This window comes from Yinghuangia sp. YIM S09857, assembly GCF_051388915.1.
In the GTDB taxonomy this organism is placed as follows: Bacteria; Actinomycetota; Actinomycetes; order Streptomycetales; family Streptomycetaceae; genus Yinghuangia.
Map to the genome: position 1 here is coordinate 14409 of NZ_JBPKBH010000022.1, position 25132 is coordinate 39540.

21 protein-coding genes are annotated in these 25132 nt (G+C 71.4%); 12 read left to right on the top strand and 9 right to left on the bottom strand.

The genetic code is table 11. From position 1 onward, the window contains the following. Positions 1-138: 138 nt before the first annotated feature. The gene (gene purU, locus ACRX5S_RS33400) at positions 139-1068 is read left to right on the top strand and encodes a formyltetrahydrofolate deformylase (protein WP_436776942.1); all 930 of its coding nucleotides are present in this window, start codon (positions 139-141) and stop codon (positions 1066-1068) included. Positions 1069-1160: 92 nt separating this feature from the next. Here purU and ACRX5S_RS33405 read toward each other — a convergent pair whose 3' ends face one another. Then, positions 1161-1916: a GIDE domain-containing protein gene (locus tag ACRX5S_RS33405; RefSeq protein WP_436776943.1), complete on the bottom strand. Its 756-nt coding sequence runs from the start codon at positions 1914-1916 to the stop codon at positions 1161-1163. Between the two features lie 539 nt (positions 1917-2455). On the opposite strand from ACRX5S_RS33405, the gene ACRX5S_RS33410 reads away from it, so the two are divergent. Then, positions 2456-3652: an RtcB family protein gene (locus tag ACRX5S_RS33410; RefSeq protein ID WP_436776944.1), complete on the top strand. Its 1197-nt coding sequence runs from the start codon at positions 2456-2458 to the stop codon at positions 3650-3652. A gap of 53 nt (positions 3653-3705) precedes the next feature. Here ACRX5S_RS33410 and ACRX5S_RS33415 read toward each other — a convergent pair whose 3' ends face one another. The 4 genes from ACRX5S_RS33415 to ACRX5S_RS33430 all read right to left on the bottom strand — a co-directional run bounded on the left by ACRX5S_RS33415 (position 3706) and on the right by ACRX5S_RS33430 (position 9098). Next, the gene (locus ACRX5S_RS33415) at positions 3706-4515 is read right to left on the bottom strand and encodes an LAGLIDADG family homing endonuclease (protein WP_436776945.1); all 810 of its coding nucleotides are present in this window, start codon (positions 4513-4515) and stop codon (positions 3706-3708) included. 89 nt (positions 4516-4604) lie between these two features. Beyond that, a complete protein-coding gene (locus ACRX5S_RS33420) occupies positions 4605-6560 on the bottom strand; it encodes a protein kinase domain-containing protein (RefSeq protein WP_436776946.1) in 1956 nt (651 codons plus the stop codon). Between the two features lie 669 nt (positions 6561-7229). Then, positions 7230-8420, bottom strand: coding sequence for a cytochrome P450 (locus ACRX5S_RS33425; RefSeq protein ID WP_436776947.1), 1191 nt, complete (start codon positions 8418-8420; stop codon positions 7230-7232). Between the two features lie 78 nt (positions 8421-8498). Next, positions 8499-9098 (bottom strand): TetR/AcrR family transcriptional regulator, encoded by a 600-nt coding sequence (locus tag ACRX5S_RS33430; protein ID WP_436776948.1) that lies wholly within the window; start codon positions 9096-9098, stop codon positions 8499-8501. A gap of 95 nt (positions 9099-9193) precedes the next feature. Here ACRX5S_RS33430 and ACRX5S_RS33435 point away from each other — a divergent pair, with 95 nt between their 5' ends. The 4 genes from ACRX5S_RS33435 (at position 9194) to ACRX5S_RS33450 (ending at position 13579) form a co-directional block, all read left to right on the top strand. Beyond that, a complete protein-coding gene (locus tag ACRX5S_RS33435) occupies positions 9194-10348 on the top strand; it encodes a CaiB/BaiF CoA transferase family protein (RefSeq protein WP_436776949.1) in 1155 nt (384 codons plus the stop codon). Between the two features lie 89 nt (positions 10349-10437). After that, on the top strand, positions 10438-11115 hold the full coding sequence (locus ACRX5S_RS33440; RefSeq protein WP_436776950.1) for a nitroreductase family protein: 678 nt from the start codon (positions 10438-10440) through the stop codon (positions 11113-11115). Further along, a complete protein-coding gene (locus tag ACRX5S_RS33445; protein ID WP_436776951.1) occupies positions 11112-11963 on the top strand; it encodes an SDR family oxidoreductase in 852 nt (283 codons plus the stop codon). Before ACRX5S_RS33440 ends, ACRX5S_RS33445 begins: the two co-directional genes overlap by 4 nt. Positions 11964-11968: 5 nt before the next feature. After that, a complete protein-coding gene (locus ACRX5S_RS33450; RefSeq protein WP_436776952.1) occupies positions 11969-13579 on the top strand; it encodes an acyl-CoA synthetase in 1611 nt (536 codons plus the stop codon). A gap of 115 nt (positions 13580-13694) precedes the next feature. Here the strand turns inward: ACRX5S_RS33450 and ACRX5S_RS33455 are convergent, their stop codons facing one another. The 4 genes from ACRX5S_RS33455 to ACRX5S_RS33470 all read right to left on the bottom strand — a co-directional run bounded on the left by ACRX5S_RS33455 (position 13695) and on the right by ACRX5S_RS33470 (position 17389). Continuing rightward, positions 13695-14873, bottom strand: a complete 1179-nt coding sequence (locus tag ACRX5S_RS33455; protein WP_436776953.1) for a low temperature requirement protein A — start codon at positions 14871-14873, stop codon at positions 13695-13697. Positions 14874-14961: 88 nt separating this feature from the next. Then, positions 14962-15933, bottom strand: a complete 972-nt coding sequence (locus ACRX5S_RS33460) for a TauD/TfdA dioxygenase family protein (protein ID WP_436776954.1) — start codon at positions 15931-15933, stop codon at positions 14962-14964. After that, positions 15930-16628, bottom strand: coding sequence for a TetR/AcrR family transcriptional regulator (locus ACRX5S_RS33465; protein WP_436776955.1), 699 nt, complete (start codon positions 16626-16628; stop codon positions 15930-15932). Before ACRX5S_RS33465 ends, ACRX5S_RS33460 begins: the two co-directional genes overlap by 4 nt. A 320-nt stretch (positions 16629-16948) precedes the next feature. After that, positions 16949-17389: a hypothetical protein gene (locus ACRX5S_RS33470; RefSeq protein WP_231778897.1), complete on the bottom strand. Its 441-nt coding sequence runs from the start codon at positions 17387-17389 to the stop codon at positions 16949-16951. A gap of 714 nt (positions 17390-18103) precedes the next feature. Here ACRX5S_RS33470 and hemL point away from each other — a divergent pair. The 6 genes from hemL to ccsB all read left to right on the top strand — a co-directional run bounded on the left by hemL (position 18104) and on the right by ccsB (position 24841). Then, complete coding sequence (gene hemL / locus ACRX5S_RS33475) at positions 18104-19432, top strand: glutamate-1-semialdehyde 2,1-aminomutase (RefSeq protein WP_436776956.1); 1329 nt, start codon at positions 18104-18106, stop codon at positions 19430-19432. 115 nt (positions 19433-19547) lie between these two features. After that, positions 19548-20207 carry a histidine phosphatase family protein gene (locus tag ACRX5S_RS33480; protein ID WP_436776957.1) on the top strand — a complete coding sequence of 220 codons (660 nt, stop codon included), beginning with the start codon at positions 19548-19550 and terminating at the stop codon, positions 20205-20207. 155 nt (positions 20208-20362) lie between these two features. Further along, positions 20363-20953, top strand: coding sequence for a TlpA family protein disulfide reductase (locus tag ACRX5S_RS33485; RefSeq protein WP_436776958.1), 591 nt, complete (start codon positions 20363-20365; stop codon positions 20951-20953). A 3-nt stretch (positions 20954-20956) separates the two neighbouring features. Next, entirely contained in the window at positions 20957-21709 is a 753-nt protein-coding gene (locus tag ACRX5S_RS33490; RefSeq protein ID WP_436776959.1) for a cytochrome c biogenesis CcdA family protein, read from the top strand. A gap of 1 nt (position 21710) precedes the next feature. Continuing rightward, positions 21711-23666: a cytochrome c biogenesis protein ResB gene (gene resB, locus ACRX5S_RS33495; protein WP_436776960.1), complete on the top strand. Its 1956-nt coding sequence runs from the start codon at positions 21711-21713 to the stop codon at positions 23664-23666. Positions 23667-23737: 71 nt separating this feature from the next. Beyond that, the gene (ccsB, locus tag ACRX5S_RS33500) at positions 23738-24841 is read left to right on the top strand and encodes a c-type cytochrome biogenesis protein CcsB (protein WP_436777058.1); all 1104 of its coding nucleotides are present in this window, start codon (positions 23738-23740) and stop codon (positions 24839-24841) included. The last annotated feature ends 291 nt before the right edge of the window (positions 24842-25132 follow it).

Genomic DNA, 25132 nt, shown 5'->3' on the forward strand with positions numbered 1-25132 from the left:
GCCGCGACGTGCGATCCTGGTGGACTATCCGGTACGCGCGGACCCACCGCGGCACGCCGTCCGCCGGACCGCACGACCCACAACGCGCTACCGCACGCGAGACCCACGCGTGACCCCACCTGAGAGGAAGGCGCCGGCATGTCCGACCAGCCGCTGAACCCCGTACCGCCGACGGTCGACGGTGGAGCGGTCGGTACCGGCGGAACCGGACCGGCGCCGCGCGACCAGTACGTCCTGACCCTGTCGTGCCCCGACAAGCGCGGCATCGTGCACGCGGTCGCCAGCTTCCTCATGATGACCGGCTGCAACATCGTCGACAGCCAGCAGTTCGGCGACCGCGACACCGGACTGTTCTTCATGCGCGTGCACTTCACGGCCGAGGACGCGGTCACCCTCGACGCCCTGCGCGCCGGATTCGGGGCGGTCGGCGCGTCCTTCCAGATGGACTGGCAGATCCACGACGCCGACGAGCGCATGCGCGTGGTCGTGATGGTCAGCAAGTTCGGGCACTGCCTGAACGACCTGCTCTTCCGTGCCAGCATCGGCGCGCTCCCGATCGACATCGTCGCGGTCGTGTCCAACCACCGCGACTTCGCGGAGCTGTCGGCGTCGTACGGCGTCCCGTTCCACCACATCCCGGTCACCCGCGACACCAAGCCCGAGGCCGAGGCCCAGTTGCTGGCCCTGGTCCGCGAGCTGGACGTCGAACTGGTGGTGCTGGCCCGCTACATGCAGGTGCTCTCCAACGACCTGTGCAAGGAGTTGGAGGGCCGGGCGATCAACATCCACCACTCCTTCCTGCCGAGCTTCAAGGGCGCCAAGCCGTACCACCAGGCCCACGCGCGCGGCGTGAAGCTCATCGGCGCCACGGCCCACTACGTCACCGCCGACCTCGACGAAGGCCCGATCATCGAGCAGGAGGTCGAACGCGTCGACCACGCGGTCACCCCCGAACACCTCGTCGCCGTCGGGCGCGACGTCGAGTGCCAGGCGCTGTCCCGGGCCGTCAAGTGGCACTCCGAGCACCGCGTCCTGCGCAACGGGAGCAGGACCGTGGTCTTCGCCTGACGCGGCAGCTTGCGCGGTCGTCCGGCCGGGTCCTTGCGCAGTCGCCTCTCGGGCGGGGCTCTTTGCCGGATGGTCGGTGCGGGACGTACGCCTCAGTGCCGCGCCGACCCCGCCACCAGTGCCGCGACGCCGATCAGGCCCGCCACCGCCCCGAGCGTCAAGCCGGCGCGTGCTCTCAAGTGCGGAAGGCGGGCGGTCTCGGCGGGGCTGCGGCGCGAGACGGTGAGACCGCGGCCGCCGAGGATTGGCGTACCGTCGCGGCCGCGCACGATCTGGCCGGTGACGTACACCTGTTCGCCCGGCAGCAGCACGACCTCGGTACGGTCGAACCGCGAGGACCGGCCCATGCGCCGCGCACCCGGCGCGAAGTCCACCGCTATCGCGCCCCCGGACGACGGGATCCCGCTCACGCTGTCGCGCACCGACACCGGCAGGTACCCCACCCGCATCCCCGCGGGGTCCACGCGCACCACGCCCGTGTCGTCGCGTATCAGGAAAGGGCGCTGGGACGCCTGCTTCTCGGTGCGCCCACGCCCACGGCGGGCGGGCCGCATCTCGCCGTGGTGCAGCGGCCCGTCGCCGTCGAAATCGCGCACCCGGTCGTGGTCCCGCTCGACCCAGTACTCGACCACCGTGCTGGTGAACCACGCGCACGAGCGGCCGGACACCGGGGCGTGGACCAACCCGTCGCACAGCGGCTCGACCACCCCGCACACGACCGCCCGGCCGCGACGGTCCATGACATCCGCGCAGGTCACCTCGGTCGCATGGGCCGATCTACCGCCCAGCCGCGCGAGGGCGAGCGCCACGATGGCGACAACCGACGCGATGACCCCGACAGTGACCATGTGTGCTCAACATACGCGGATCACCCGGACGGTGTCACGGTGATCTACGCGCGGAAATCACCCCGCCGCAGCTGCCCGCGCGAACACCCCCCGACCGCCCCCGCACCTGCGAAAACCCTTTGCGGACACGCCGCATGGCATGGGTTGATGGACCACGTCAGCAGTCCCGCGCGGCTCCGGACCACCTCCGTGGCAGCCGCGCTCCCAGGAAAGGAGCGGTCCGGTGCGGTTCCGCGAACAAGGCCGACGCCCCTCCGGCAGGTGCGGCGCCTCGGCCCGACGCAGGTAACCCCGTTCCGCTCCTTTCCGCGACCGCCATCCCACGGCGGTCGCCCCGAGGGGCCGCCCCGGCAGCGCCGGGTGCACGGCCCGGCCGCAGGCCGGGACGGCCCCTCACCCTCATACCGCCGTCCCGACCGCGGACCTTCCCGGCATCCCTCCGGCACGGCCTCTCACCGACTTCGGGCCCGCCACGGCGCCCTACCGCACACCCGCGGACGTGGCACAGACTTGTAGAAGACCACTGGAGTTGCAGACTCATGACGTACACCGAAGTCCCCGGGGCACGCGACGTCCCGATCAAGATGTGGACCGATCCGGCCGCCGTCGAGGGCCAGGCCATGGACCAGCTCCGCAACATCACCACCCTCCCGTGGCTGCACGGCCTCGCCGTCATGCCCGACGTCCACTACGGCCGCGGCGCCACCGTCGGCTCCGTCATCGCGATGAAGGACGCCGTATGCCCGGCCGCAGTCGGCGTCGACATCGGCTGCGGCGTCTCCGCGGTACGCACGTCGCTGACCGTGAACGACCTGCCCGACGACCTGGCGCCCCTGCGTTCCAAGATCGAGGCGGCGGTCCCGGTCGGCTACCACGCGCACGGCGACGCGGTGGACGTCGGCAAGCTCCCGGGGCTCGACATGCAGGCGTTCGACGACCTGTGGGGCGGCTTCGACGACCTCGCGCCGGAGGTTCACGCGCGGCGGACAAAGGCTGCTAATCAGCTCGGATCCCTCGGCGGCGGGAATCACCACCTTGCTCTTAATTCGGACAGCTCTGGTGCTATCTGGCTTGAGCTGCACTCGGGTTCGCGCAACATCGGCAAGGAACTGGCCGAGCACCACATCGGCGTCGCGCGCTCGCTCTCGCACAACCAGGGCCTGGTGGACCGCGACCTTGCGGTGTTCCTGGCCAAGACGTCCGAGATGGACGCGTACCGCCGGGACCTCTACTGGGCGCAGGAGTACGCGCGGCTCAACCGCGAGGTCATGCTCGGGCTCTACGAGCAGGTCGTCCGGGACTACTTCCGCAAGCGGAAGGTGACCTTCGACGAGCGCATCTCGTGCCACCACAACTACGTCTCCGAGGAGACGTACGACGGTGTGGACCTCCTGGTCACGCGGAAGGGCGCGATCCGGGCCGGCAAGGGGGACCTCGGCGTCATCCCCGGGTCGATGGCGGCGGGTTCGTTCGTCGTCCGCGGTCTCGGGAACGCCGCGGCGTTCAACTCGGCGTCGCACGGTGCGGGTCGCAAGATGAGCCGCAATGCGGCGAAGAAGCGCTTCACGGTGCGGGACCTCGCCGCGCAGACCGAAGGCGTCGAGTGCCGCAAGGACGCCGGCGTCCTGGACGAGATCCCGGGCGCGTACAAGAACATCAAGCAGGTCATGCGTCAGCAGGAGGACCTGGTCGAGGTGGTGACGCACCTCAAGCCCCTGATCACGGTCAAGGGCTGAGGCACGAGGATGGCGGTCGGTCGAAAAGGCCGACCGCCATCGTCATTTCACGGTCACTTCGGAAACCGGACGCGCGGCTTTGCCGGACCCAGAAGCCGCCAGGTGCGCATCGCGCAGCTCCGTTCGGTGCGATTGAGCAGCTCGGCGGCGACAGCAGGCGGATGCGCGACCACGACGGCATCCTCGTCGTCCGTCCACTTGCGGCGGGAGACGGGTGCCCGCATGTCTTTCGGCCTCCGCCACGCTCGTACGCCGCAGGCCACTTCGGACTTGCGCCGCAAAGCAAGGGCCCCTTCGTAGTAGAGGTGTTCCGCGAGGATCGGCGCCGGCTCGCCCGTGTACAGGATGTTGTAGACGTCGTCCCTGCGGTTGCGGCCGGGGTTGCGCTCCGCGCCGCTGACGGTGCTGCAGAACTCTGCGAAGTAGCGGGCGATCTCGTCACTCGACGTCGTCAGGCCCACGAACGGCAGCCCCTTCGCGGTGAAGCCCACCGAGCCGTCCGCGTCGACCAACCCGCGCACGTAGTCCCGTGCTTGGTGCGGCCCGGTGGGCGGCCTGATGATCTTCGACTTCCTGCCGTAGGGCATGCCCAGTGCGAAGAGCATCATCCGCCCCTCGAACGAGCACATGGTCCACGTGCTCGCCTGGTGGTTGTCCTTGAAGTTGGTGTTGCGCGTGCGATCGCGCACGCTGCTGGGGAAGGGGCACAACTCCTGGAACCGCAGCAGGATTTCGTGGTCCCTTCGGGCGAGTTCGACGGCAAGCTTTCCCTTGTCCCCGCGACCTGCGGAGAGTGAGCCGTCGGCCTGGAGGAAGGCGAACATGTAGGAGTACTCGGGCTGGGTGAGGTCCATGAATCTCATGGGCCAACCGTCCGGCGCGAACGCGTGTTCGTCATCGGAAACGGCTGCTGATCATCCGATCGGGTTATCTGCCTGCGTGTCGGCTTGTCTCAGGTGCGGCGGAGGGTGCCTTTGGGGTTGCCGGATGCGGTGCTGGTGATGACGCAGTTGAGGGTGTTGCCGGCGGGGTCGAGTTTCAGGGTGATCTGGCCGCCGTTGGAGCAGGCGGCGATGCCGAGGACGCTGGGTTGGGGGCGGCCGTCGGGGATGTCCTGGAGTTTGACGCCGTTGTTGTCGACCGAGACGAGGCGGGAGTTGCTGGTGCAGTTCTCGGCCAGTTCCGGGATGTCGGCGACGGTTTCGGCGACGACGCCGTTGTCGTCGGACTGGTGCAGCGTGATGGTGAAGGCGGATTCGCGGTCCGACGCGGAGACGATGGTGCCGGTCCACTTGCCGAGATAGCCGTCGGGGATCTTGGCCGCGGAGTTGCCGGTTGCGTTGGCCGGGGGCGAAGAGCCCGCGCCCGAGGGGGAGTTCGGGGCGGGGACGGCGTCCTGGGGTGATTGGGCCTGGGAGTCCTGGGAGTTGGCCGGGGGTGAGGACGGGGTGTCCTTGTCCGCGGCGTCGGAGCGGGCGATCAGCGCCGAGGTGCTGATGATGGCGATCGCACCCGCGATGGCGGAGAGGTAGAGCCAAGGCGTGCCGCGCCGCTCGCCCTTTTTCCGCGGCGCGGGGAACGGCTCGGGCGCCGGGCGGAGTTCGTGCGGGGCGCCGGCCGGCGGTGGTACGGGTGCGCCCGCGAAGACCGGCACGGGGGCGGTGGCCGACTCGCGGGAGGGCGCCGGTACGCCGAGCACCGGTGCGCCGGACGGAGGCGGCGGGGCCGGGGGAGCCGGGGGAGCCGCGGGGGGCGCTGCGGCTGCGGCTGCGGGAACGGGGGGCGTTGCCTGGGCGAACGGCGGCGCCGCCGGCCGAGGTGCGGTGGACGGCATCCGCGGGGCCGCCCCCGCCTGCGGTGCCACCTGCGGCATCGGCGGCGGGTTGCGCGGCGCGCGCGACGGCGGGCGGGTCTCGTCGTACTGCGAAGGCGGTTGCGTGGGTGCGGTCTTGAGGGACGGCCAGTGGTCCGCGGAGGTCCAGTCCTCGCGTGGGGCGATGTCGTCGCCGGCGAGTTCGTCGATCTCCAGGAGCGCGATGGCGCGGCGGCTCAGGTCGGTGGTGAGCGGGCCGGGCAGCCAGCCGGGTGCGACGAGAGCGGCGGTGGAGCCTTCGGGGGCGAAGTGCGCGAGGAGTTCCTGCGGAGTGGGGCGGTTGCCCGCGTACTTCGCCAGGCACGCGGATATGAGATCGCGCAACGCCGGTGGTACGGCGCCCAGTTCGGGGGACTTCGAGACGATCCGGAACATCAGCGCCTGTCCGCTGCCCGCCCCGAAGGGGCCCTCGGCGGTGGCCGCGAAGACCAGCACGGAGCCGAGCGAGAAGACGTCCGTGGCGGGGCCGACGTCGCGTCCGTCGATCTGCTCGGGGGACATGAAGCCGGGTGAGCCGACGGTGGCGCCGGTACGGGTGTGCACACTCGCGTCCAGGGCCCGCGAGATGCCGAAGTCGATGACGCGCGGCCCGTCGAGCGACAGCAGCACGTTGGTCGGCTTGAGGTCGCGGTGGATGAGCCCGGTCCCGTGGATCGCGATGAGCGCCTCGGCCAGGCCCGCGCCCAGCGTGCGTACGGACGACTCCGGCAGCGGCCCGTGGCGCTCGACCGCCTCGTACACCGACGGTCCGGCGACATATCCGGTGACCAGCCACGGGCGCGACGCCTCGGTGTCGGCGTCGATGACGGGCGCGGTCCAGGCCCCGCCGACGCGCTTCGCCGCCGCCACCTCGCGGCGGAAGAGGTTGCGGAAGCCGACGTCGTCCGCCAGTTCGGGGCGGATCACCTTGACGGCGACGGTGCGTCCGCCCGGGCTGCGCGCCAGGTACACGCGCCCCATGCCGCCCGCCCCGAGAACGCGCAGCAGGCGGTACCCGCCGATCTCCCGCGGGTCGTCCCGCTCAAGCGCTCGCACCCGGCATGCCCCCTTGTCTCCCCCGATCGTCCCGACGCTCCCCGCGGCACCACGGGTGAGGATACGTCTCTTGGGGGCCGGGGCGCTGATTGTCCTGATCACGTCGTCGGCTCGGCCTGATCACGCTGCCGGGCCACACACCCGCGCCACCGCCCCGAGCCGTCGGCGGGAACGGCCGACCGGCCCGCGGGAAGGTGCCTTACCGGTCCGGGGGGGGGGGGGGGGGGGGGGGGGGGGGGGGGGGGGGGGGGGGGGGGGGNGCCACCGCCCCGAGCCGTCGGCGGGAACGGCCGACCGGCCCGCGGGAAGGTGCCTTACCGGTCCGGGCGGCGGCGGTGTGCGGGTGCTCCCGTGACCCGCGCACACCGCCGCCGCCCGGAGCATCTCCGCGGCGCCGGGAAACGCCGCGACACCGAAGGCGGGATCGAACCCACCGAATCCAGCCGCCCCGGTGAGACCCCGGACGCGGCAGCAACGCCCGACGCCCCGGCAACGAGGAGCCGGCAACGAATAACCAGGAACGAGGAGCCAGGAACGAGTGACCAGGAACCGGAGCTGCTCACGAGAGCGAGAGCCGGAGCCGAGAGTCAGAGCCGGGGGCCCGAGTCAGGCACTGGAGCCGGCCCCCTGAGCCCGTGGCCAGAGCCGAGCCCAGAGCCGAGACCCACCTCAGAACGTGACCCGCATCTCGGCCAGACCGCGGATGAACGAGCTGGGATGGTGGTGCAACGTGGCCCCCTCCTCCAGCGCGAGCTCCGGCAGCCGCTTCAGGATCTCCTCGAACGCCACCTTGATCTCCAGCCGCGCCAGCGACGCCCCGAGGCAGAAGTGCGGCCCGTTGCCGAACGCGAGGTGGTTGTTCGGCGTACGGAACGCGTCGAACACCTCGGGGTCGGGGAACACCTCCGCGTCGCGGTTGGCCGCGCCGTAGAGCAGCATGACGGTCTCGCCGGCCGGGATGGTGACGCCGTGCAGTTCGACGTCCTGCGTGGTCTGCCGGGCCATGTTCACGATGGGCGAGACCCAGCGCAGGCATTCCTCCACCGCGCCCGGGATCAGCGACGGGTCGGTGCGCAGCCTCTCCATCTGGCCGGGGTGCGCGATGAGCTGCGCGAGGCCGCCGGATATGACGTTGCGCGTGGTCTCGTTCCCGCCCACGAGCAACAGCAGCGATTCGCCGATGAGTTCGCTGAAGTCCAGCTTCTCGCCGTCGATTTCGGCGTGCACGAGGATGCCGATGAGGTCGTCGGCGCCCGGGTTCGCCCGGCGGTTCTCGATGACCTTGGTGGTGTACTCGACGTATTCGGTGAACGCCTCGCCGGCCTTGTAGCTGAGTTCGCCGCCGTCGGAGAGCATCACCATGACGTCGGCCCAGTGCTGGAGCTGGTCGAGGTGGTCGTGGTCCACGCCCAGCATCTCGCCGATCATCGTCATGGGCAGCGGCGCGGCGAACTGCCGCACCAGGTCCGCGCGGCGCTCCGGCTGGGCGAGCATGCGCGCGATGAGCGTGGTGACGATCTCGCGTACGTGGTCCTCCATCGACGCGATCTGCCGCATCGTGAAGCCCTTGGAGACGAGCTTGCGGCGGCGGAAGTGCTGCGGGTCGTCCGAGTCGATCATGGACGGCTGCGGGCCGACCTTGGGCCGGGAGCCCGCCGCGGAGGAGAAGATGTCCGGGCTGCGCTCGGCCATCAGGACGTCGGCGTGCCGGGTGAGGCCCCAGACGCCGGCCTCCTCGCTGTAGTACACCGGTGCGTTCTCGCGCAGCCAGGCGTAGTCGGCGTACGGGTCACCCGCGTACCAGTCGCGGTCGAGCAGGTTGATGCGGCGCTGGGGCCCGGTCGTCGCCGGCTCTGTCATCGGTGGCCTCCCTGGCGGGTCACAGGTGTCACGTGTCGTGCGGGGCGGGCCGGTCGGGCCCCGGGGGGCGAACGGGCCCTACAGCACCAGCCGTACGGCGGTGCGCATGAGCTCCTGCACTTCCTCTGTGCTCCGCCCCCGGTGCGACAGGCTCAGCAGGCCGGAGAGCAGCACGTGCCCGAGGACGGTCTGCTGGTCGGCGATGCGCGCCTGTTCCTCGGGGGTCGCGGGTACGCCGAGCGCGAGGTCGGTGATGCGCACGATGGTGCCCGCGAAGGTGCGCTGCGAGGACTCCGCCGAGGGGTCGCGCGACGTCGCCGCCTGGAGGATCGCCTCGGTGAGCAGCTTGTGCTCGGCGCTCACCTCGACGAGGCGGCACAGCATGGTGGCGAGCCGCCCGGCCCCGTCGTCCGGCAGGTACTGGTCGGTCAGGCCGTCGATGACCTGGCCGATCCACAGTGCGGAGACCTCGGAGAGCAGGTGGTCCTTCGAGGTGAAGTAGCGGTAGACCGTGGCCCGGGCCACCCCGGCGCGGTCCGCGACGTCGTGCATGGTCACCGACGCGTAGCCGCCTTCGGCGGCGAGTTCGAGGGCCGCCCTGACCAGGCGTTCGCGCCGCGCCTGCTGGTCGCGGGTGAGGGCGCGGGTCAGGGTGATGGTGGTGTCGGACGGGGCCATGGTGCGATCTTGCCTCCGGATGAGACTGAAGTCTAGTCTGACGTCTCGTCAGATCGTGTGCACGTGTCTCAACCGAAGCCAGGCCGGGAGGCATAGTGGGACCCCTTGCAGGCATCCGTGTCGTCGAGTTCGTGGGCCTCGGGCCCGGCCCCTTCTGCGGCATGCTGCTCGCCGACCTCGGCGCCGACGTGCTGCGCATCGACCGCGCCGACACCGCCCGCAAGGGGTTCAACGGACCGTCCCGCAACCCGATGAACCGCGGCAAGCGCTCCGCGGCCGTCGACCTCAAGGCCCCGGACGGCGTCGCCACCGCGCTGCGCCTGATCGACGGCGCCGACGCGGTCGTCGAGCCCTTCCGGCCGGGCGTCATGGAGCGCCTGGGCCTCGGCCCCGACGTGTGTCTGGAGCGCAATCCGCGCCTGGTCTACGGCAGGCTCACCGGCTGGGGCCAGGACGGCCCGCTCGCGAAGGCCGCCGGGCACGACATCGACTACATCGCGCTCGCGGGCATGCTGGAGCCGATCGGCCGCGCGGGTCAGCCGCCCAGCATCCCGCTCAACCTGGTCGGCGACTTCGGCGGCGGCGGACTGCTGCTCGCGTACGGCCTGGTCAGCGCGCTTCTGTCGGCCTCGCGCAGCGGACGGGGCCAGGTCGTGGACGCGGCGATGATCGACGGCGCCGCGCTGCTCGGCGCGACCTGGTTCACGATGGCCGCGAGCGGCGGGCTCGGCCCGCGCGGCACCAATCTGCTGGACGGCGGCGCGCCGTTCTATGACGTCTACGAGACCTCCGACGCCAAGTACGTCGCGGTCGGCTCGATCGAGCCGCAGTTCTGGGCCGAACTCCTGGCCCGCCTCGGCCTGTCCGACGACCCGGCGTTCGAGAAGCAGTACGACCGCACCGCCTGGCCCGCGATGAAGGCCCGGTTCGCCGAGGTGTTCGCGACGCGCACCCGCGACGCGTGGTGCGAACTCCTCGAAGGCACCGACGCCTGCTTCGCCCCGGTCCTCGCCCCCGCCGAGGCCCCGGCCCACCCGCACCACGTCGCGCGCGGGGCCTTCCACGACATCGACGGCATGCCCGAGCCGGCCCCGGCGCCGCGCTTCGCCGGTACGCCGGCCGCCGTTCCGACCCGTCCGGTCAACCCCGGTCCGGCGGAGGACGGCGGCGACACCGACGCCGCGCTCGCCGCGTGGGGCCTGCCGGACGACGAGATCGCCCGGCTGCGCGCGTCCGGCGCCGTGGTCTGACCCGGCCGGAACCGGAACCGGAACCGGAACCGCCGGAACCGGCCCCCGCGGCGTCCCACCTGCGACCCAGCAAGGAGACCCCCAGACCCATGGACATCCACGAGGCGCTCTATACGACACGTGCCATGCGCCGGGTCACATCGGAGCCCGTCCCGCTCGACGTGCAGGCCCGCATCCTCGACGCGGCGGTCCGCGCGCCCAGCGGCGGCAACTCCCAGAGCTGGCGGTTCCTGCTCGTCGACGACCCGGGCGTGAAGGCGCAGATCGGCCCGCTGTACCGCGAGGCGATGGCCAACCTGTGGAAGACGCTGTACGCCCCCAGGATCGCCGCCGCCGAGGCGGACCCGGACTCGGACGAGTCCAAGCAGTTCCTCCGCGTGCAGCGCTCGTCGCAGTGGCTCGCCGACAACTTCGAGCAGGTCCCGCTGTTCCTGTTCGGCTTCGCCCAGCACGACTCCACCGGCGGGTCGATCTTCCCGGCCGTGTGGAGCGCGCAGTTGGCGGCCCGCGCCGAGGGCGTCGGGTCGGCGCTGACCGCCGTGCTCGGCATCGCACACCGCGCGGACGTCGCCCGCATCCTGGGCGTTCCGGCCGACGAGCGCTGGCACATGGCGTGCTGCGTGTCCTTCGGCTACCCGACGGGCCGGTGGGGGGTCGCCGCCCGGACGCCCGCGCACGAGGTCGCGTACCGCAACGTCTGGGGCGCCCCGGCCGGCTTCGAGGTCCCCGCCCCGCTGTGGCCCACCACTTCCGAGGAGAACAAGTGACCACCACCGAGCTTCCGCTTTCGGGTTCCGCCGCGTTCGTGTCGGGGGGCGGCAGCGGCATCGGCCTGGGCTGCGCGCTGCGGTTCGCCGCCGAGGGTGCACACGTGACGATCGCCGGCCGCAGCGAGGACCGGCTCAAGGGCGCGGTCGCCGAGATCGAGAAGGCCGCGGCCCCGGGCGTGCGGGTCGGGTACGCGGTCGCCGACGTCACCGACGAGGCGCAGACCAAGGCCGCCGTGGACCAGGCGGCATCTGTCGGCCCGCTCAAGGCGGTCGTCGCCTCCGCGGGCGGCAACTCGACGATGGGCCCGATCACCCAGATCGACACGCAGCGCTGGCGCGACACCGTCGAACTCAACGTCACCGGGACGATGCTGGTGCTCAAGCACAGCGCGCGGCACATGGTGCGCGGCGGCGGCGGCTCGTTCGTGGCGATCTCGTCGGTGGCGTCGTCGAACACGCACCGCTGGTTCGGCGCCTACGGCGTCTCCAAGGCCGGCATCGACCACCTCGTGCAACTGGCCGCCGACGAACTGGGCGCGAGCGGCGTCCGCGTCAACAGCATCCGGCCCGGCCTGGTGCGCACCGACATGGTGCAGATGATCACCGACGGCGGCCCGCTGCTGGACGACTACCTCCAGTGCACGCCGCTCGGCCGGTTCGGCGAGACCGAGGACATCTCGGCGCTCGCGGCGTTCCTGGTGGGCCCGCAGTCCACCTGGATCACCGGGCAGGTCATCAACGTGGACGGCGGCCACCACCTGCGCCGCGGCCCGGACTTCAGCAGCGTCCTGGAGCCGGTGTTCGGCCCGGAGGGGCTGCGCGGCGTCGTCGCCGAGGGGAGCTGAGCACGGTGGCACCGACGTTCAACCTGGCGGACCTCTTCGAGGTCGTGGCGGACGCGTGTCCGGACCGCACGGCCCTCGTCGCGGGCGAGGTGCGGCTGACGTACCGCGAACTGGACGAGCGGGCCAACCGCGTGGCACACGCGTTCCGGGCGGCCGGCCTCGAACCGGGCGACCACGTGGGCGTGTACGCCCGCAACCGCGCGGAGTGGCTGGAGGCGATGATCGGCGCGTTCAAGGCGCGCACGGTGCCGATCAACGTGAACTTCCGCTACGTCGAGGACGAGTTGCGCTACATCTTCGACAACGCGGACCTCAAGGCGCTGGTCGTGGAGCGCGAGTACCTGCCCAAGGTCGCCTCCGTGTCGCCCGACGCGCCTTTGCTGCGCACGGTGTTCACGCTGGAGGACGGGACCGACGGCGGCCCCGTGGCGTTGACCGGCCCCGACGGGCGCCCGCTCGCCCTGCTCGACTACGCGAAGGCCCTCGACGCCGCCTCGCCCGCCCGGGAGTTCGGCCCGCGGTCCCCTGACGACCGCTACATGGTCTACACGGGCGGCACCACCGGATTCCCCAAGGGTGTCGAGTGGCGTGCCGAGGACATCTTCTGCTCGGCGATGGGCGGCGGGAACTTCGGCGGCGAACCGATCGCCGAACCGGGCGAGTTGGCGCGGAAGGCGGAGTCCCCGGCCGTCGTCCAGATGCTGACCACCCCCCTGATGCACGGCAACGGCCAGTGGGTCACGTGGATCACGCTGATGAGCGCGGGCACGGCGGTGCTGTGGACCGGCCACCGCTACGACCCCGCGGAGATCCTGCGCACCGTCGAGCGTGAGCGCGCGGTGACCATGATGCTGGTCGGCGACGCCATGGCGCGCCCGATCGCGGACGAGCTGGCCAAGGGCGGGTACGACGCGTCCAGCCTGCGCGTGATCGGCTCCGGCGGCGCGCTGCTGTCGCCCGCGGTCAAGGACCAGTTGCGCGGTCTGCTGCCGGAGCTGCTCATCTCGGACGGCTTCGGCGCCTCGGAGTTCGGCGCGGGCAGCGCGCAGAACGCGGAGGGACGCTTCCCGCTCAAGCCGAAGACCGCGGTGCTCGGCGACGACCTGCGGCCGGTGGGCCCGGGGGAGACCGGCCGGATGGCGCGGACCGGGTACATCCCGGTCGGCTACTACAAGGACCCGGAGAAGACCGCCGCGACCTTCCCGGTGGACCCGGACGGCGTGCGCTGGGTGGTGCCCGGAGACTACGCACGTGTCGAGGACGACGGAACGGTGACCCTGCTCGGCCGCGGCTCGGTATGCATCAACACCGGTGGCGAGAAGGTGTATCCGGAGGAGGTCGAGGGCGTCCTGAAGGCGCATCCGGCGGTGTACGACGTGGTCGTGGTCGGCGTCCCGGACGCCCGTTTCGGCGAACGCGTGGCCGCGGTGGCCTCGGTGCGCGAGGGCCACGCCGTGACGATCGACGAACTGGCGGAGCACAGCCGCACGTTGATCGCGGGCTACAAGGTGCCGCGGGAGCTGGTGGTGGTCGACTCGGTGCCGCGCTCCCCGGCCGGCAAGCCGGACTACCGGTGGGCGAAGGACGTGGCGGTCAAGGCGTCGCAGGGGGCCTGAGCCGCGGGGCTCCTGAGCCCGTGAGTTGCTGGGCTCCCGTCTTCCCCGGGCTCCCGTGTTCCCGTGTTCCCCGGGCTTTTGGCCCGGTCCCGGCAGCGGTCCCGTCCCGCGCCGGCTAGATGGGGAGACCGCCGCCGGGTTCCGTCTCGGCGGCGGCCTCGCGCGGGTCCCGGTAGCGCTGCGTCTCCATCGCCCCGGCCACGGTCAACACCGCGACGATGGCCGCGACTTCGGCGAGCGCCGAGGCCAGCATGCCGAGCGGGATGGTGGCGGCGAGGAACAGCACGGCGCCGACCCGGTAGCCGTTCGGACGCGTGCGGAAGGTCAGCCGGGTCACCACGTTGGCGGCCAGGAAGAGCGCGAGTCCGCCCGCGAGCGTGCAGGCCTGCGCCGCGTCGAGGCGGTCGGCCGGGTGCGCGACGGCGCTCTTGACCCCGGCGGCGAACAGCAGGATGCCGAGCAGCATGGCGTAGTGGCCGTAGCGGTACACGGTCAGTGCCCGGAGGTTGCGGGAGCGCGGCGGCAGCGCGCCCATCGCCTCCGCGGTGCGCGCCTCCTCCTCGTCCCCGAAGTAGGCCCACCACAGCGCGAAGCAGAGCATGAGCGTCAGCACGGCGGTGGCGATCAGCTGGAGGTCGAGTTCCAGGCCCTGCGCCCCGGCGCCGATGGCGATGACGGACTCGCCCAGCGCGATGACCACGACGAGGCCGTGGCGTTCCACGAAGTGGCCCGCCCGCAGCGGAGCGCGCATCGCGTCGACCAGGTGCGGGGAGGCGATCTGCACCACGGCGGCCGCGGCCCAGGTCGCGATCTGCGTGGTGTCCTCCAGGAACGCGCCGACCACCACGAGGACGGCGCTCGCCAGGTTGACGGGTGCGACGCGCGCGAGTTCGGCGCGTCCGGCGCCGGAGGTCGCGAACATCGCGGTGTGCACCAGGGTGACCACCAGGTAGCCCCAGCCGAACGCGGTGGCGCTGTCGCCGTCGACGAAGGCGTGCGGGATGGCCAGCGCGACGACGAGGAACCCGGCCATGCCGACCATCAGCAGGCAGCGGCGGGCGGGGCTGACCGGGGGGACGGCGTTGTTGAGCCACACGTACCCGCTGTACATCCACCACAGCACCGCGAGCATGATCACGACGCGGGTGATGCCGGTCAGGTCCAGGTCGTGGGCGATCGCCGCGGTGAGCTGGGTGACGGTGAAGACGAAGACGAGGTCGAAGAACAGTTCGAGGGGGGAGACGCGTTCCGCGGACTGGGCGGCCTCGTCCCGCCCGGACTTGGAGTGGGTCACGGCGTCATTATCGGCCCCGGTCCGGGCTGGGGTGCGGGGTACGCGGGGGTAGGCCGCCGCGCGCCCCGCACCCGGAGGTGCCGGTGGATCAGCCTTCGAGCGCGTGCGACTCGAAGCCGCCGGGACCCTTGGGCAGGTCGCCGGCGATGGTGATGCGCTGCATGGAGCGGTGCATCCCGGCCGGGACGTCGGTGGGCACCAGGTGCGCGGTGGCGCGGTTGTCCCAGAACGCGATGCTGCCCGGCTGCCAGCGGAAGCGCACGGTGAACTCGGCGTCCTGCATGTGCTCGTAGAGCAGCGCGAGGAGGTGGCGGCCCTCGTTGCGGGTGAGTTCGAGGATGTGGCTGGTGAAGTTCGGGTTGACGAACAGGATCTTCTCGCCGGTCTCCGGGTGCACGCGCACGACCGGGTGCACCGAGCGGATGCCGTCGCCGAGGAACACCTTCGCGAGCTGGCCGGGCAGTTCGCCGCGCTTCATGGGAAGGGTGTTGTGGTGCACGGCGTGCAGGCCGTCGATGACGTCCTTGATCGGCTGCGAGAGGCGCTCGTACGCGACGGCGAGGTTGGTCCACTGCGTGTCGCCGCCGTACGGGGGCACGACGACGCCGCGCAGGATGGAGCCCATCGGCGGGTTGGGGATGAACGTGACGTCGGTGTGCCAGCGACTCTCCACCGAACTGCCGCCGCCCAGGCCGCCGGCGCCCATACCGCCGCCGCTCTTGCCTTCCCGGCTCTTGCCTTCTCCGCCGGCCATCTGCTGATTGTCGAGCAGCAGGATCTCGGGGTAGTCGGGGAACTGCGAGGGCAGCGTGGGGTGCGCCTTGGTGGGCTCGCCGAACGCCTTGGCGAACGCGAGGTGTTGGGCCTGCGTGATGTCCTGGTCGCGGAAGAAGACGACCTTCCACTTCAGCAGCGTCGCCCGGATCTCGGCGATCAGCGCCGGGTCGAGCGGGGCGGAGAGGTCGACGCCCAGGATCTCGGCGCCGATGTGCCCGGCCATGGGGCGTATGTCCAGGCCGAGTTCGCTGGCGGCTGCGGTGGTCTCGCTGGTGGCGGTCACGGTGTCCTCCGGTTCTGGTGCAGGTGGGCCGCGGTCTCGGGGGAGACGGGTGCGGTGGTGAGGGCGACGGCGGTGTCGGTGAGGTGGGACAGGAACACCGGGTGCGGGGTGAGGCTCGCGGCCCGGCCGTACTGGATGAAGGTCTCGCGGCTGGCGAGGGCGTGGCCGACGTACCCCGCCAGCAGCATCCAGCGGTCCGCGCGCAGGGGTTGCGGCACCTGGTCGAGCAGGCCGAGGAGGCGCGTGCGGACGATGTGCACGCCGCGGGTCCACTCCTCGCGGCCGAGGTCGGCGACCGCGATGCCTTCGAGGAGCCCGGCGTTGATGCAGAAGCGCAGGTACCAGGACGGGTTGCCGGGTTCGCCGAGCGCGGTATCGGCGAGCGGGTGCACGAACGCCTCGACCAGCGACCGGACATCGTGGCCGCGCCCGTCTTGGTCGAGGGTGTCGAGGTACGCGAGGCGCCGCGCGTTGATCGGCTCCATGCGGTGCCGGAACACCGCGTCGACCAGGGCTTCCTTGGAGCCGAAGTGGTACCGCGCGGCGGCGGTGTTGCGCTGGCCGGCCTGGGTGCCGATCTCGCGCAGCGACACACCGTCCACGCCGCGTTCGGCGAACAGCCGTTCCGCCACCTCGATCATGCCGAGCCGGGCCGCCGCGCCCCGGCCGTTCCCGGCCACCGTCTCCACGCTCATGGGCTCAAGTTAAAGCGCGTGGGTTAATAACTCAAGTGGGTTAGAGAACGGATTTCTGTGGGAGTCGGATCAGGGAGGGGCCGGGATCGGACCGGGCTCGGGTCGGAGTCGGGTCGGAGTCGGGTCCGAGTCGGGCCGCGGAGCGGATCAGGGCCGCATCAAGGTCGGCCGGGGGCCGGACGCACGTGAGGCGCCTCCCGGGGTCGGGAGGCGCCTCGTGTCGACACGTGCCACCTGGCGGTTCCGGTGTCAGGCGCGGGTCCAGGGGGTGGATTCCGGGTGCGGACCCCGAGTGCGCCCGGCCGGCGGCCGGCGGCGGTTCAGGAGTGCATCAGGCAGTACAACTGGTCGCCCGCGCGGTGCAGTTCGTGCGCGAACGCGGTCCAGTCGTGGAGCATCCGGTAGAGGAGGTACGCGTCCCTGGGGATCCTGCGGTCCGGCACGGTCGACCAGATGAACGCCGCCGCGCCCAACTCCTCGTCCGTCGCGTTGCGCAGCACCTCCAGCAGTATCGGCGGGAGCTGCATTACGGCGTGCGCGGGATGCAGCACCACCAGTTCCAGCGGCGGAGTGGCGTCGCGCGGGGTGTCGCCCAGCAGCGAGAGCACCATCGCGCTCACCGTCTCCGGTTTGACGTTGCTGATGTACGAGTTGCTGGGCCGCTCGCGCGGCTCGCACGGGTCGAGGGGGTCGATGAGCGGGGGGACCCGAGCGGCGGCGGCGCGGTCCGGCGCGCCGAAGTACTCGTACGTCACTCCCACCGGCCGCCTCCTTTCATGCTTCCGCCGTACTGGTGCCGACCTGGTACTGGTCTAGGGGTGGGGTGCTCCGACGTGACGTGTGTGCGACCCGCAGATGATCGTCCCAGGTCCGCCGTACGCGAGGCACGGCGGTTAGGTAACAGGTGTGCACCACTCGTCGGTGTCCGGAACCGGGATTTCCGATGCGACGTCAGGAACCCCCCGGGCGTCTCGACATATCGGGCAAATCCCAGTGCCGCAAAGCCTGGTGGGGTTCGGCGGGCGGTTCGCCGGAACGGCGGCCCCGGGGGCCTCGGGGACTGCGGGGGTGCCGCCATGCGGTCGCCGCGCGCGTTTCGGGCCGTCGTCGACCCACGGACCATCGGTCCGTCCGCGTCCTCGCCGCCACGCGCACCCCGCCTGCCCTGAATACCGCGCTGCCCCTGCCCGACTGCCGCACTGTCCTGCCACACGAGAATTGAGGGACTCGCGCAATGGCAGGTGACGGATCGTCTGATAATACCGGCCGTTTCCGCTCGTCCGGCTCCGCCTCAGGGTCGATTTTCCCGACATTCGCGCGCTTGCCGGTCGGCGGGCACCGGGCGGGCGCCCAGGAGTCAGCAAGGAGGCAGCAAGGAGGCACCGGGCGGGCGCCTGAACGGGACAGCAGGGGGCGGCCGGCCCGGCATCCGCGCCGTTGCGGGCCGGCGGCGCGCGCAGTGAGAACATGGCAGCGTGAGCGCAGCCAGTGACCTCCCGTCCCATCCCTCCGATGCCCCCGCCTCCCAGGCCCTGTTCGACCGGGCCAAGGCGGTGACGCCCGGCGGCGTCAACTCCCCGGTGCGCGCCTTCCGCGCGGTCGGCGGTACGCCGCGCTTCATGGCGTCCGGGCGCGGGCCGTACCTCACCGACGCCGACGGCCGCGAGTACGTCGACCTCGTGTGCTCGTGGGGCCCGATGATCCTCGGCCACGCGCACCCGGCCGTCGTCGAGGCGGTGACCGCGGCGGTGGCGCGCGGCACGTCGTTCGGCACCCCGGGCGCGGGTGAGGTGGAGCTCGCCGAGGAGATCGTCGCCCGCGTCGGTCCGGTCGAGCAGGTGCGCCTGGTCACCTCCGGCACCGAGGCGACCATGTCGGCGATCCGCCTCGCCCGCGGGTTCACCGGCCGTGCCAAGGTCGTCAAATTCGCGGGCTGCTACCACGGCCACGTGGACGCGCTGTTGGCCGCCGCGGGCTCCGGACTCGTGACCTTCGCGCTGCCCGACACGCCGGGCGTCACCGGGGCGCAGGCGGCCGACACGCTGGTGCTGCCGTACAACGATCTGGCGGCGGTGCGCGCGGCGTTCGCGGCGCACGGCGACGAGATCGCGTGCGTGATCACCGAGGCCGCGCCCGGCAACATGGGCGTCGTGGCGCCGGCGCCCGGGTTCAACGCGGGGCTCGCCGAGCTGTGCCGGGCGCACGGCGCGCTGTTCGTGTCCGACGAGGTCATGACCGGCTTCCGGGTCTCGAAGGCCGGCTGGTACGGCGTCGAGGGCGTGACGCCCGACCTGGTCACCTTCGGCAAGGTGATGGGCGGCGGCTTCCCGGCGGCGGCGTTCGGCGGGCGGGCGGACGTCATGGCCCACCTCGCCCCGGCCGGGCCCGTCTACCAGGCCGGCACGCTGTCCGGGAACCCGGTGGCGACCGCGGCGGGCGTCACGACGCTGCGCCACTGCACCGACGCGGTCTACGAGCAGATCGACCGCACCTCCCTGCTGCTGCGCACCGCGGTCTCCGAGGCCCTGGCCAAGGAGGGCGTCGCGCACACGGTCTCCAATGCGGGCAACATGTTCTCGGTGTTCTTCACCGGCGGCCCGGTGACCGACTACGACCAGGCGCGCACCCAGGAGGCGTTCCGGTACTCCGCCTTCTTCCACGCGATGCTGGACTCCGGCGTGTACCTCCCTCCGAGCGCCTTCGAGGCGTGGTTCCTGTCGGCGGCGCACGACGACACCGCCGTCGAACGTATTCTCGACGCGTTGCCGCGGGCCGCACGGGCCGCGGCGGAGGCGACGGCTTGACGCGGCCTCGGGCGGAGCGGCGGGCGGCGGAGGCCGCGCGCACCCGTCCGGAGGCCGCGGGTGCCGGCGCCGCGCGTACCGGCGTCCCAGGACCGCACAGGAAGAGCAACAGACGATGTCCAGCAGCGATGTGACGATCGTTCACCTCATGCGCCACGGCGAGGTGCACAACCCGGAGGGCGTGCTGTACGGCCGCCTGCCCGGCTACCACCTCTCCGAGCTCGGCGTGAAGATGGCCGAGCGGGTCGCCGACCACCTCGCGTCGCGCGACATCACGCACGTCGTGGCGTCCTCGCTCGACCGGGCGCAGGAGACCGCGACGCCGATAGCCGCGCGGCACGGCCTGGAGGTGGCCACCGACGACCGGCTGATCGAGGCGGCGAACATCTTCGAGGGCAAGACGTTCGGTGTCGGGGACGGTTCGCTGCGCAAGCCGGAGTACTGGCGGTACCTGCGCAACCCGTTCAAGCCGTCGTGGGGCGAGCCGTACATCGAGCAGGTCGTGCGGGTCATGGGCGCGCTGGGCCGGGCCCGGGACATCGCGCGCGGGCACGAGGCGGTGTGCGTGAGCCACCAGCTCCCGATCTGGGTGACCCGGTCCTTCGTGGAGCGCCGCCGCCTGTGGCACGACCCGCGGAAGCGGCAGTGCTCGCTGGCGTCGCTGACGACGTTCACGTACGAGGGCGACAAGATCGTCTCGGTGGGCTACACGGAGCCGGCCCGCGACCTGCTGCCGGCCAAACTCCAGCAGCAGGGCAGGCAGTTCGGCGCCTGAGCCGCGGTGAGGTTGTGCGGAAAATCGGGCAAAGTATATGTTTCTGGGCGGTGTTCCATGGTCATCCACGGCAAAGGGATTGACACGGGGCGCCGCCCGCCCCCGTTTTGCCGACCCGGTGCAGAGCCCTCCGAACCCCATGCGAAACTTTTCACATGCTCACACGACGACCGATCCTCCGCGCCGCCGCGCTGACCGCCGTTGCCGTGTTCGCCGTCGCCGGGTGCGGCAGTGACGGAGGCGGCAAGGAAGCCAACGCGGACCAGCAGGGATACGTCGAGGGCAAGGGCATCAAGCAGGTCGCGGCCGGCGACCGCAAGGCCGCCCCGAACATCTCCGGCAAGACCCTCGACGGCGCCCCGGTCTCCCTCGCCGACTTCAAGGGCAAGGTCGTCGTCCTCAACGTCTGGGGCTCGTGGTGCGCGCCCTGCCGCGGTGAGGCGCCCAACCTCCAGAAGGTCTCCGCGGAGACCAAGGACAAGGGCGTCGTCTTCCTGGGCATCAACACGCGCGACGCCACCGAGACGAACGCGAAGCGGTTCGAGGACAGCTTCGACATCGCGTACCCCAGCATCTGGGACCCCGAGGGCCGCCAGATCCTCAAGTTCAAGGGCGACCTCAACCCGGCGGCGATCCCGAGCACGCTCGTGATCGACCAGGACGGCAGGATCGCCGCCCGGGCGCTGCGCGCGGTCACCGTCGAGGACCTGCACATGATGATCGACCCGCTGCTGAACGGGAGCTGATCCGTGCTCCTGGCGGCCGACACCACCGCGACGGTGACGAGCGGGTCCATCCTGCTCGCCGTGCCGATCGCGCTGTTCGCCGGCCTCGTCTCGTTCTTCTCGCCGTGCGTGCTGCCGCTGGTGCCGGGCTACCTCTCGTACGTCACCGGCGTCTCCGGCGCCGACCTGAAGGACGCGCGGCGCGGCCGACTGCTCGCCGGGGCTCTGCTGTTCATGCTCGGCTTCACCGCGGTGTTCGTGTCGTTCGGCGCGGCTTTCGGCTATTTCGGCAGCACGTTGCTGGAACACCAGAAGGCCATAACGCGGGTGCTCGGCGCGGTGACCATCGTGCTCGGACTCTCCTTCATGGGCGTCCTGCCCGGAATGCAGCGCGAGTTCCGGATCCACCAGAAGCCGACGCTGGGCCTCGCGGGCGCACCTATGCTGGGCGTGGTTTTCGGACTGGGGTGGACGCCGTGCATCGGTCCGACCCTGGGCGCCGTGCTCGGGCTCTCGATCGACCAGGGGAGCGCGAACCGCGGCGCGGTTCTGACGGTTGCGTACTGCCTCGGGCTCGGCCTCCCGTTCGTCGTCGCGGCGCTGGCGTTCCGCAAGGCGCTCGGCGCGTTCGCGTGGGTCAAGCGGCACTACGTGTGGGTGATGCGCCTCGGCGGCGGTCTCCTCGTCCTGCTCGGCCTGCTGATGGTCACCGGTGTCTGGGACCGGATCATCCGCGAAATGCAGGCCTGGACCAGCGGATACACGATCGGAATCTGATGTGAGTATCGACACCGAGAAGCGGCCGGCCGACGCGGGCATGTCCACCGCTCCCCAGCCCGAGCGGTACGACATCCAGCAGCCCAGACTCGGGCCGGGCGGCTGGCTGCGCTGGATGTGGCGGCAGCTCACCTCGATGCGGGTCGCGCTGATCCTGCTGCTCCTGCTGTCCCTCGCGGCGATTCCGAGCTCGATCATCCCGCAGCGCTCGGTGAGCCCGCTCAAGGTCTCGCAGTACTTCCGGGACCACCCCGGGCGCGCCGAATGGATGGACAAGGCCCAGCTCTTCGACGTCTTCTCGTCCTGGTGGTTCGCCGCCATCTACATCCTGCTGTTCATCTCGCTCACGGGCTGCATCGTGCCGCGCGCGTGGGCGCACGCCAAGGTGCTGCGCGGCCGCCCCCCCGAGGCGCCGCGGCGGATGGAGCGGCTTCCGGCGTACGCGACCTGGCGTACCGACGCGGACCCGGACACCGTGCTGGCCGCGGCGCGCACCCAGCTCAAGAAGCGGCGGTTCCGGCTCAGCCCGGGCGGCGGGTCGCTCGCGGGCGAGAAGGGGTACGCACGGGAGACCGGCAACATCCTCTTCCACGTCGCGCTGATCGGCGTGCTGCTGGCCTTCCTGCTCGGCAAGCTCTACACCGGGCAGGGCGGCAAGATCCTGGTCGAGGGCTCGCCGGAGGGCTTCGCGAACTCCTTCACGCAGTACGACGACTTCCAGTCGGGCGCGCTCTTCGACGAGAAGAACATGGAGTCGTTCGGCTTCCGGCTCACCAAGCTCGACCAGACCTTCGAGCGGCTCGGCACCCAGAAGGGCGCGCCGCGCGACTTCGAGGCGACGGTCGAGTACTGGGAGGGCGCCGAGGGCGAGCCGAGGACCGGGAAGATCAAGGTCAACGAGCCGCTCACGATCGGCGGCACCAAGGTCTTCCTGCTCGGCACCGGCTACGCGGTCGACGTCACCGTCCGCGACTCGACGGGCCAGACCGCCTTCAGCGGGCCGGTGGTGTTCCTGCCGCAGGACAGCAACCGTACGTCGACCGGCGTCATCAAGGTTCCGGACGTCAGCCAGGGCCTCCAACAGCTCGGCTTCGAGGGCATCTTCACGCCGACGATGATGGTCGACCCGACCAAGGGCTGGTACTCGACCTTCCCGTCGCTGGACAACCCGGCCCTCATCATCACCGCGCACCATGGCAGCCTCGGCGTCGACTCCGGGGTGCCGCAGTCGGTGTTCAAGCTCAACACCAAGGCCATGGAGCAGTACAAGAAGCCGGACGGCTCGCCGTGGGCCGAGGGGCTGGTCCCCGGCGACACGAAGACGCTGCCGGACGGCTCGACGATCACCTTCAACGGCGTCAAGCCGTGGGCCAACTTCCAGATCTCCAAGGAGCCGGGCAAGGAGGTCGCGCTGTACAGCGTGATCGCCGCGATCGTCGGGCTCGTGCTGTCGCTCTTCGTGCGGCGCCGCCGCATGTGGGTGCGCGCGGAGGTGGGACCGGACGGGCGTACGGTCGTCGAGGTCGCCGGTCTGACGCGTACCGAAGGCGGCGGGCTGGGGCAGGAGGTGCGGGCGCTGGTGGAGGACCTCCGGGCGGCGGCACCCGTTGTGGCGGGCGCGGGCGCGGGCGCGGGGGCGGGGGCGGTCTCGGGCTCGGACGGGGCCGGTGACGGTGCCGGGGGGCCGACCGGGGCGGAGCCTGATGGGGTGAAGCCTGGCGGGACGGCGTCGGATGCGGCTGCGGCGAACGGGGCGGCCGCGCCGAATGGCGACGCGCCGACCGGGGACGCGTCGGACGGGACGGCGTCGGATGCGTCCGCGTCCGTCCGTGACGGGGCCGAGCCGGACGGGGCCACCGGCCTCGCGGCCGCGCCCGACGGGGCTGGGCCGGACCGGGCCGAGCCGGATGGGGCCGACGCGCAGCCGGCCGACCGACAGAAGAAGGACGAGGACTAGGCGTGCTTCTCAGCGCTGACGAGACGGTCAACGCCGTCAACGAGAACCTGGCCCAGTTGAGCAACTGGTGCATGTATTCGGCGATCGCCGTCTACACCTTGGCCTTCTTCGCCTTCTGCGCGGAGTGGGTGTTCGGCAGCCGCAGCCGCGTGGCACAGCAGTCCGCGGCGCTCGCCGCACCCGCCGCCGAACGCGTCCCGGCCTCGGCGTCGGTCCCGGTCGCGGCCGCCAGGCCGGTGGCTCCGGCCGCCGCGATCGCCGCCGCGTACGGCAGCTCCTCGGGCGCCTCCGGCGACGGTGGCACCGGAGTTGCCCTGGCCGAACGTCCCGTGGTTGTCGTGCGCGACACCGGGCACGACGGCGACGGGGCCGACGACGCGGGCAATGTGACCGGCGGCAGCGACCGCTCCGACCGCTTCGGCCGCATCGCGGTCGCCTTCACGGTGCTGGCCTTCCTGCTTCACGTGGGCACGCTGTTGGCCCGCGGCTTCGCGGTCAAGCGGGCGCCGTGGGGCAACATGTACGAGTTCTCCACGTCCGTCGCCGTCATGGTCGTGGCCGCGTTCCTCATCCTGATGACGCGTCGGCCGGTGCGGTGGCTCGGGCTGTTCGTCCTGCTGCCGGTCATCACCACGCTCGGCGTCGCGGTGACCGTCCTCTACACCGACACGCAGCAGCTCGTCCCCGCACTGCACAGCTACTGGCTGTGGATCCACGTCTCCACGGCGATCGTCTCCTTCGGCGCGCTGCACATCGGCGCGCTCGCGTCGATCCTGTACCTGATGAAGGACAGCTACCAGAAGCGCATGGCCGGCCCGGCCCCCGCGTCCCGCCCCTGGGACACTGTCATGGAGCGCATCCCGTCCCCCAGCTCCCTGGACAAGACGGCCTACCGCGTCAACGCACTGATCTTCCCGCTCTGGACCTTCGCTGTCGTCGCCGGCGCCATCTGGGCCGAAAACGCCTGGGGCCGCTACTGGGGCTGGGACCCCAAGGAGACCTGGTCGTTCATCACCTGGGTCGCCTACGCCGCCTACCTCCACGCCCGCGCCACCGGTGGCTGGAAGGGCCGCAACGCCGCCTGGCTCTCCCTTCTCGCGTTCGCGTGCTTCCTCTTCAACTACTACGGCGTCAACATCTTCATCAACGGCCTCCACTCGTACAGCGGAGTCTGACGACAACGACGCTGCGCAACTGCTGCAAAATCGACGCCACGCGACTGCCCTTTGACAACCGAGCGGGCACGTCCCAAGCACCGCACCGGGGCGGCCGGTTGCCCAAATCGACGCTGCGCGACTGCCTCATTTCAACCGTGCGGGCGCGGACCACGCACCGCCCCGGGGTGACAGTCGCTGCTTCCGGTCCGTCGGTGCCGCCTGGCCCGTCTTCGACGGAGCGGCAGTTCCGCCGCGCGATCCGCGGCTGCGCGGCGCTGGGGGTTCGGAACTTTTCCGGGTTGTTGCGCG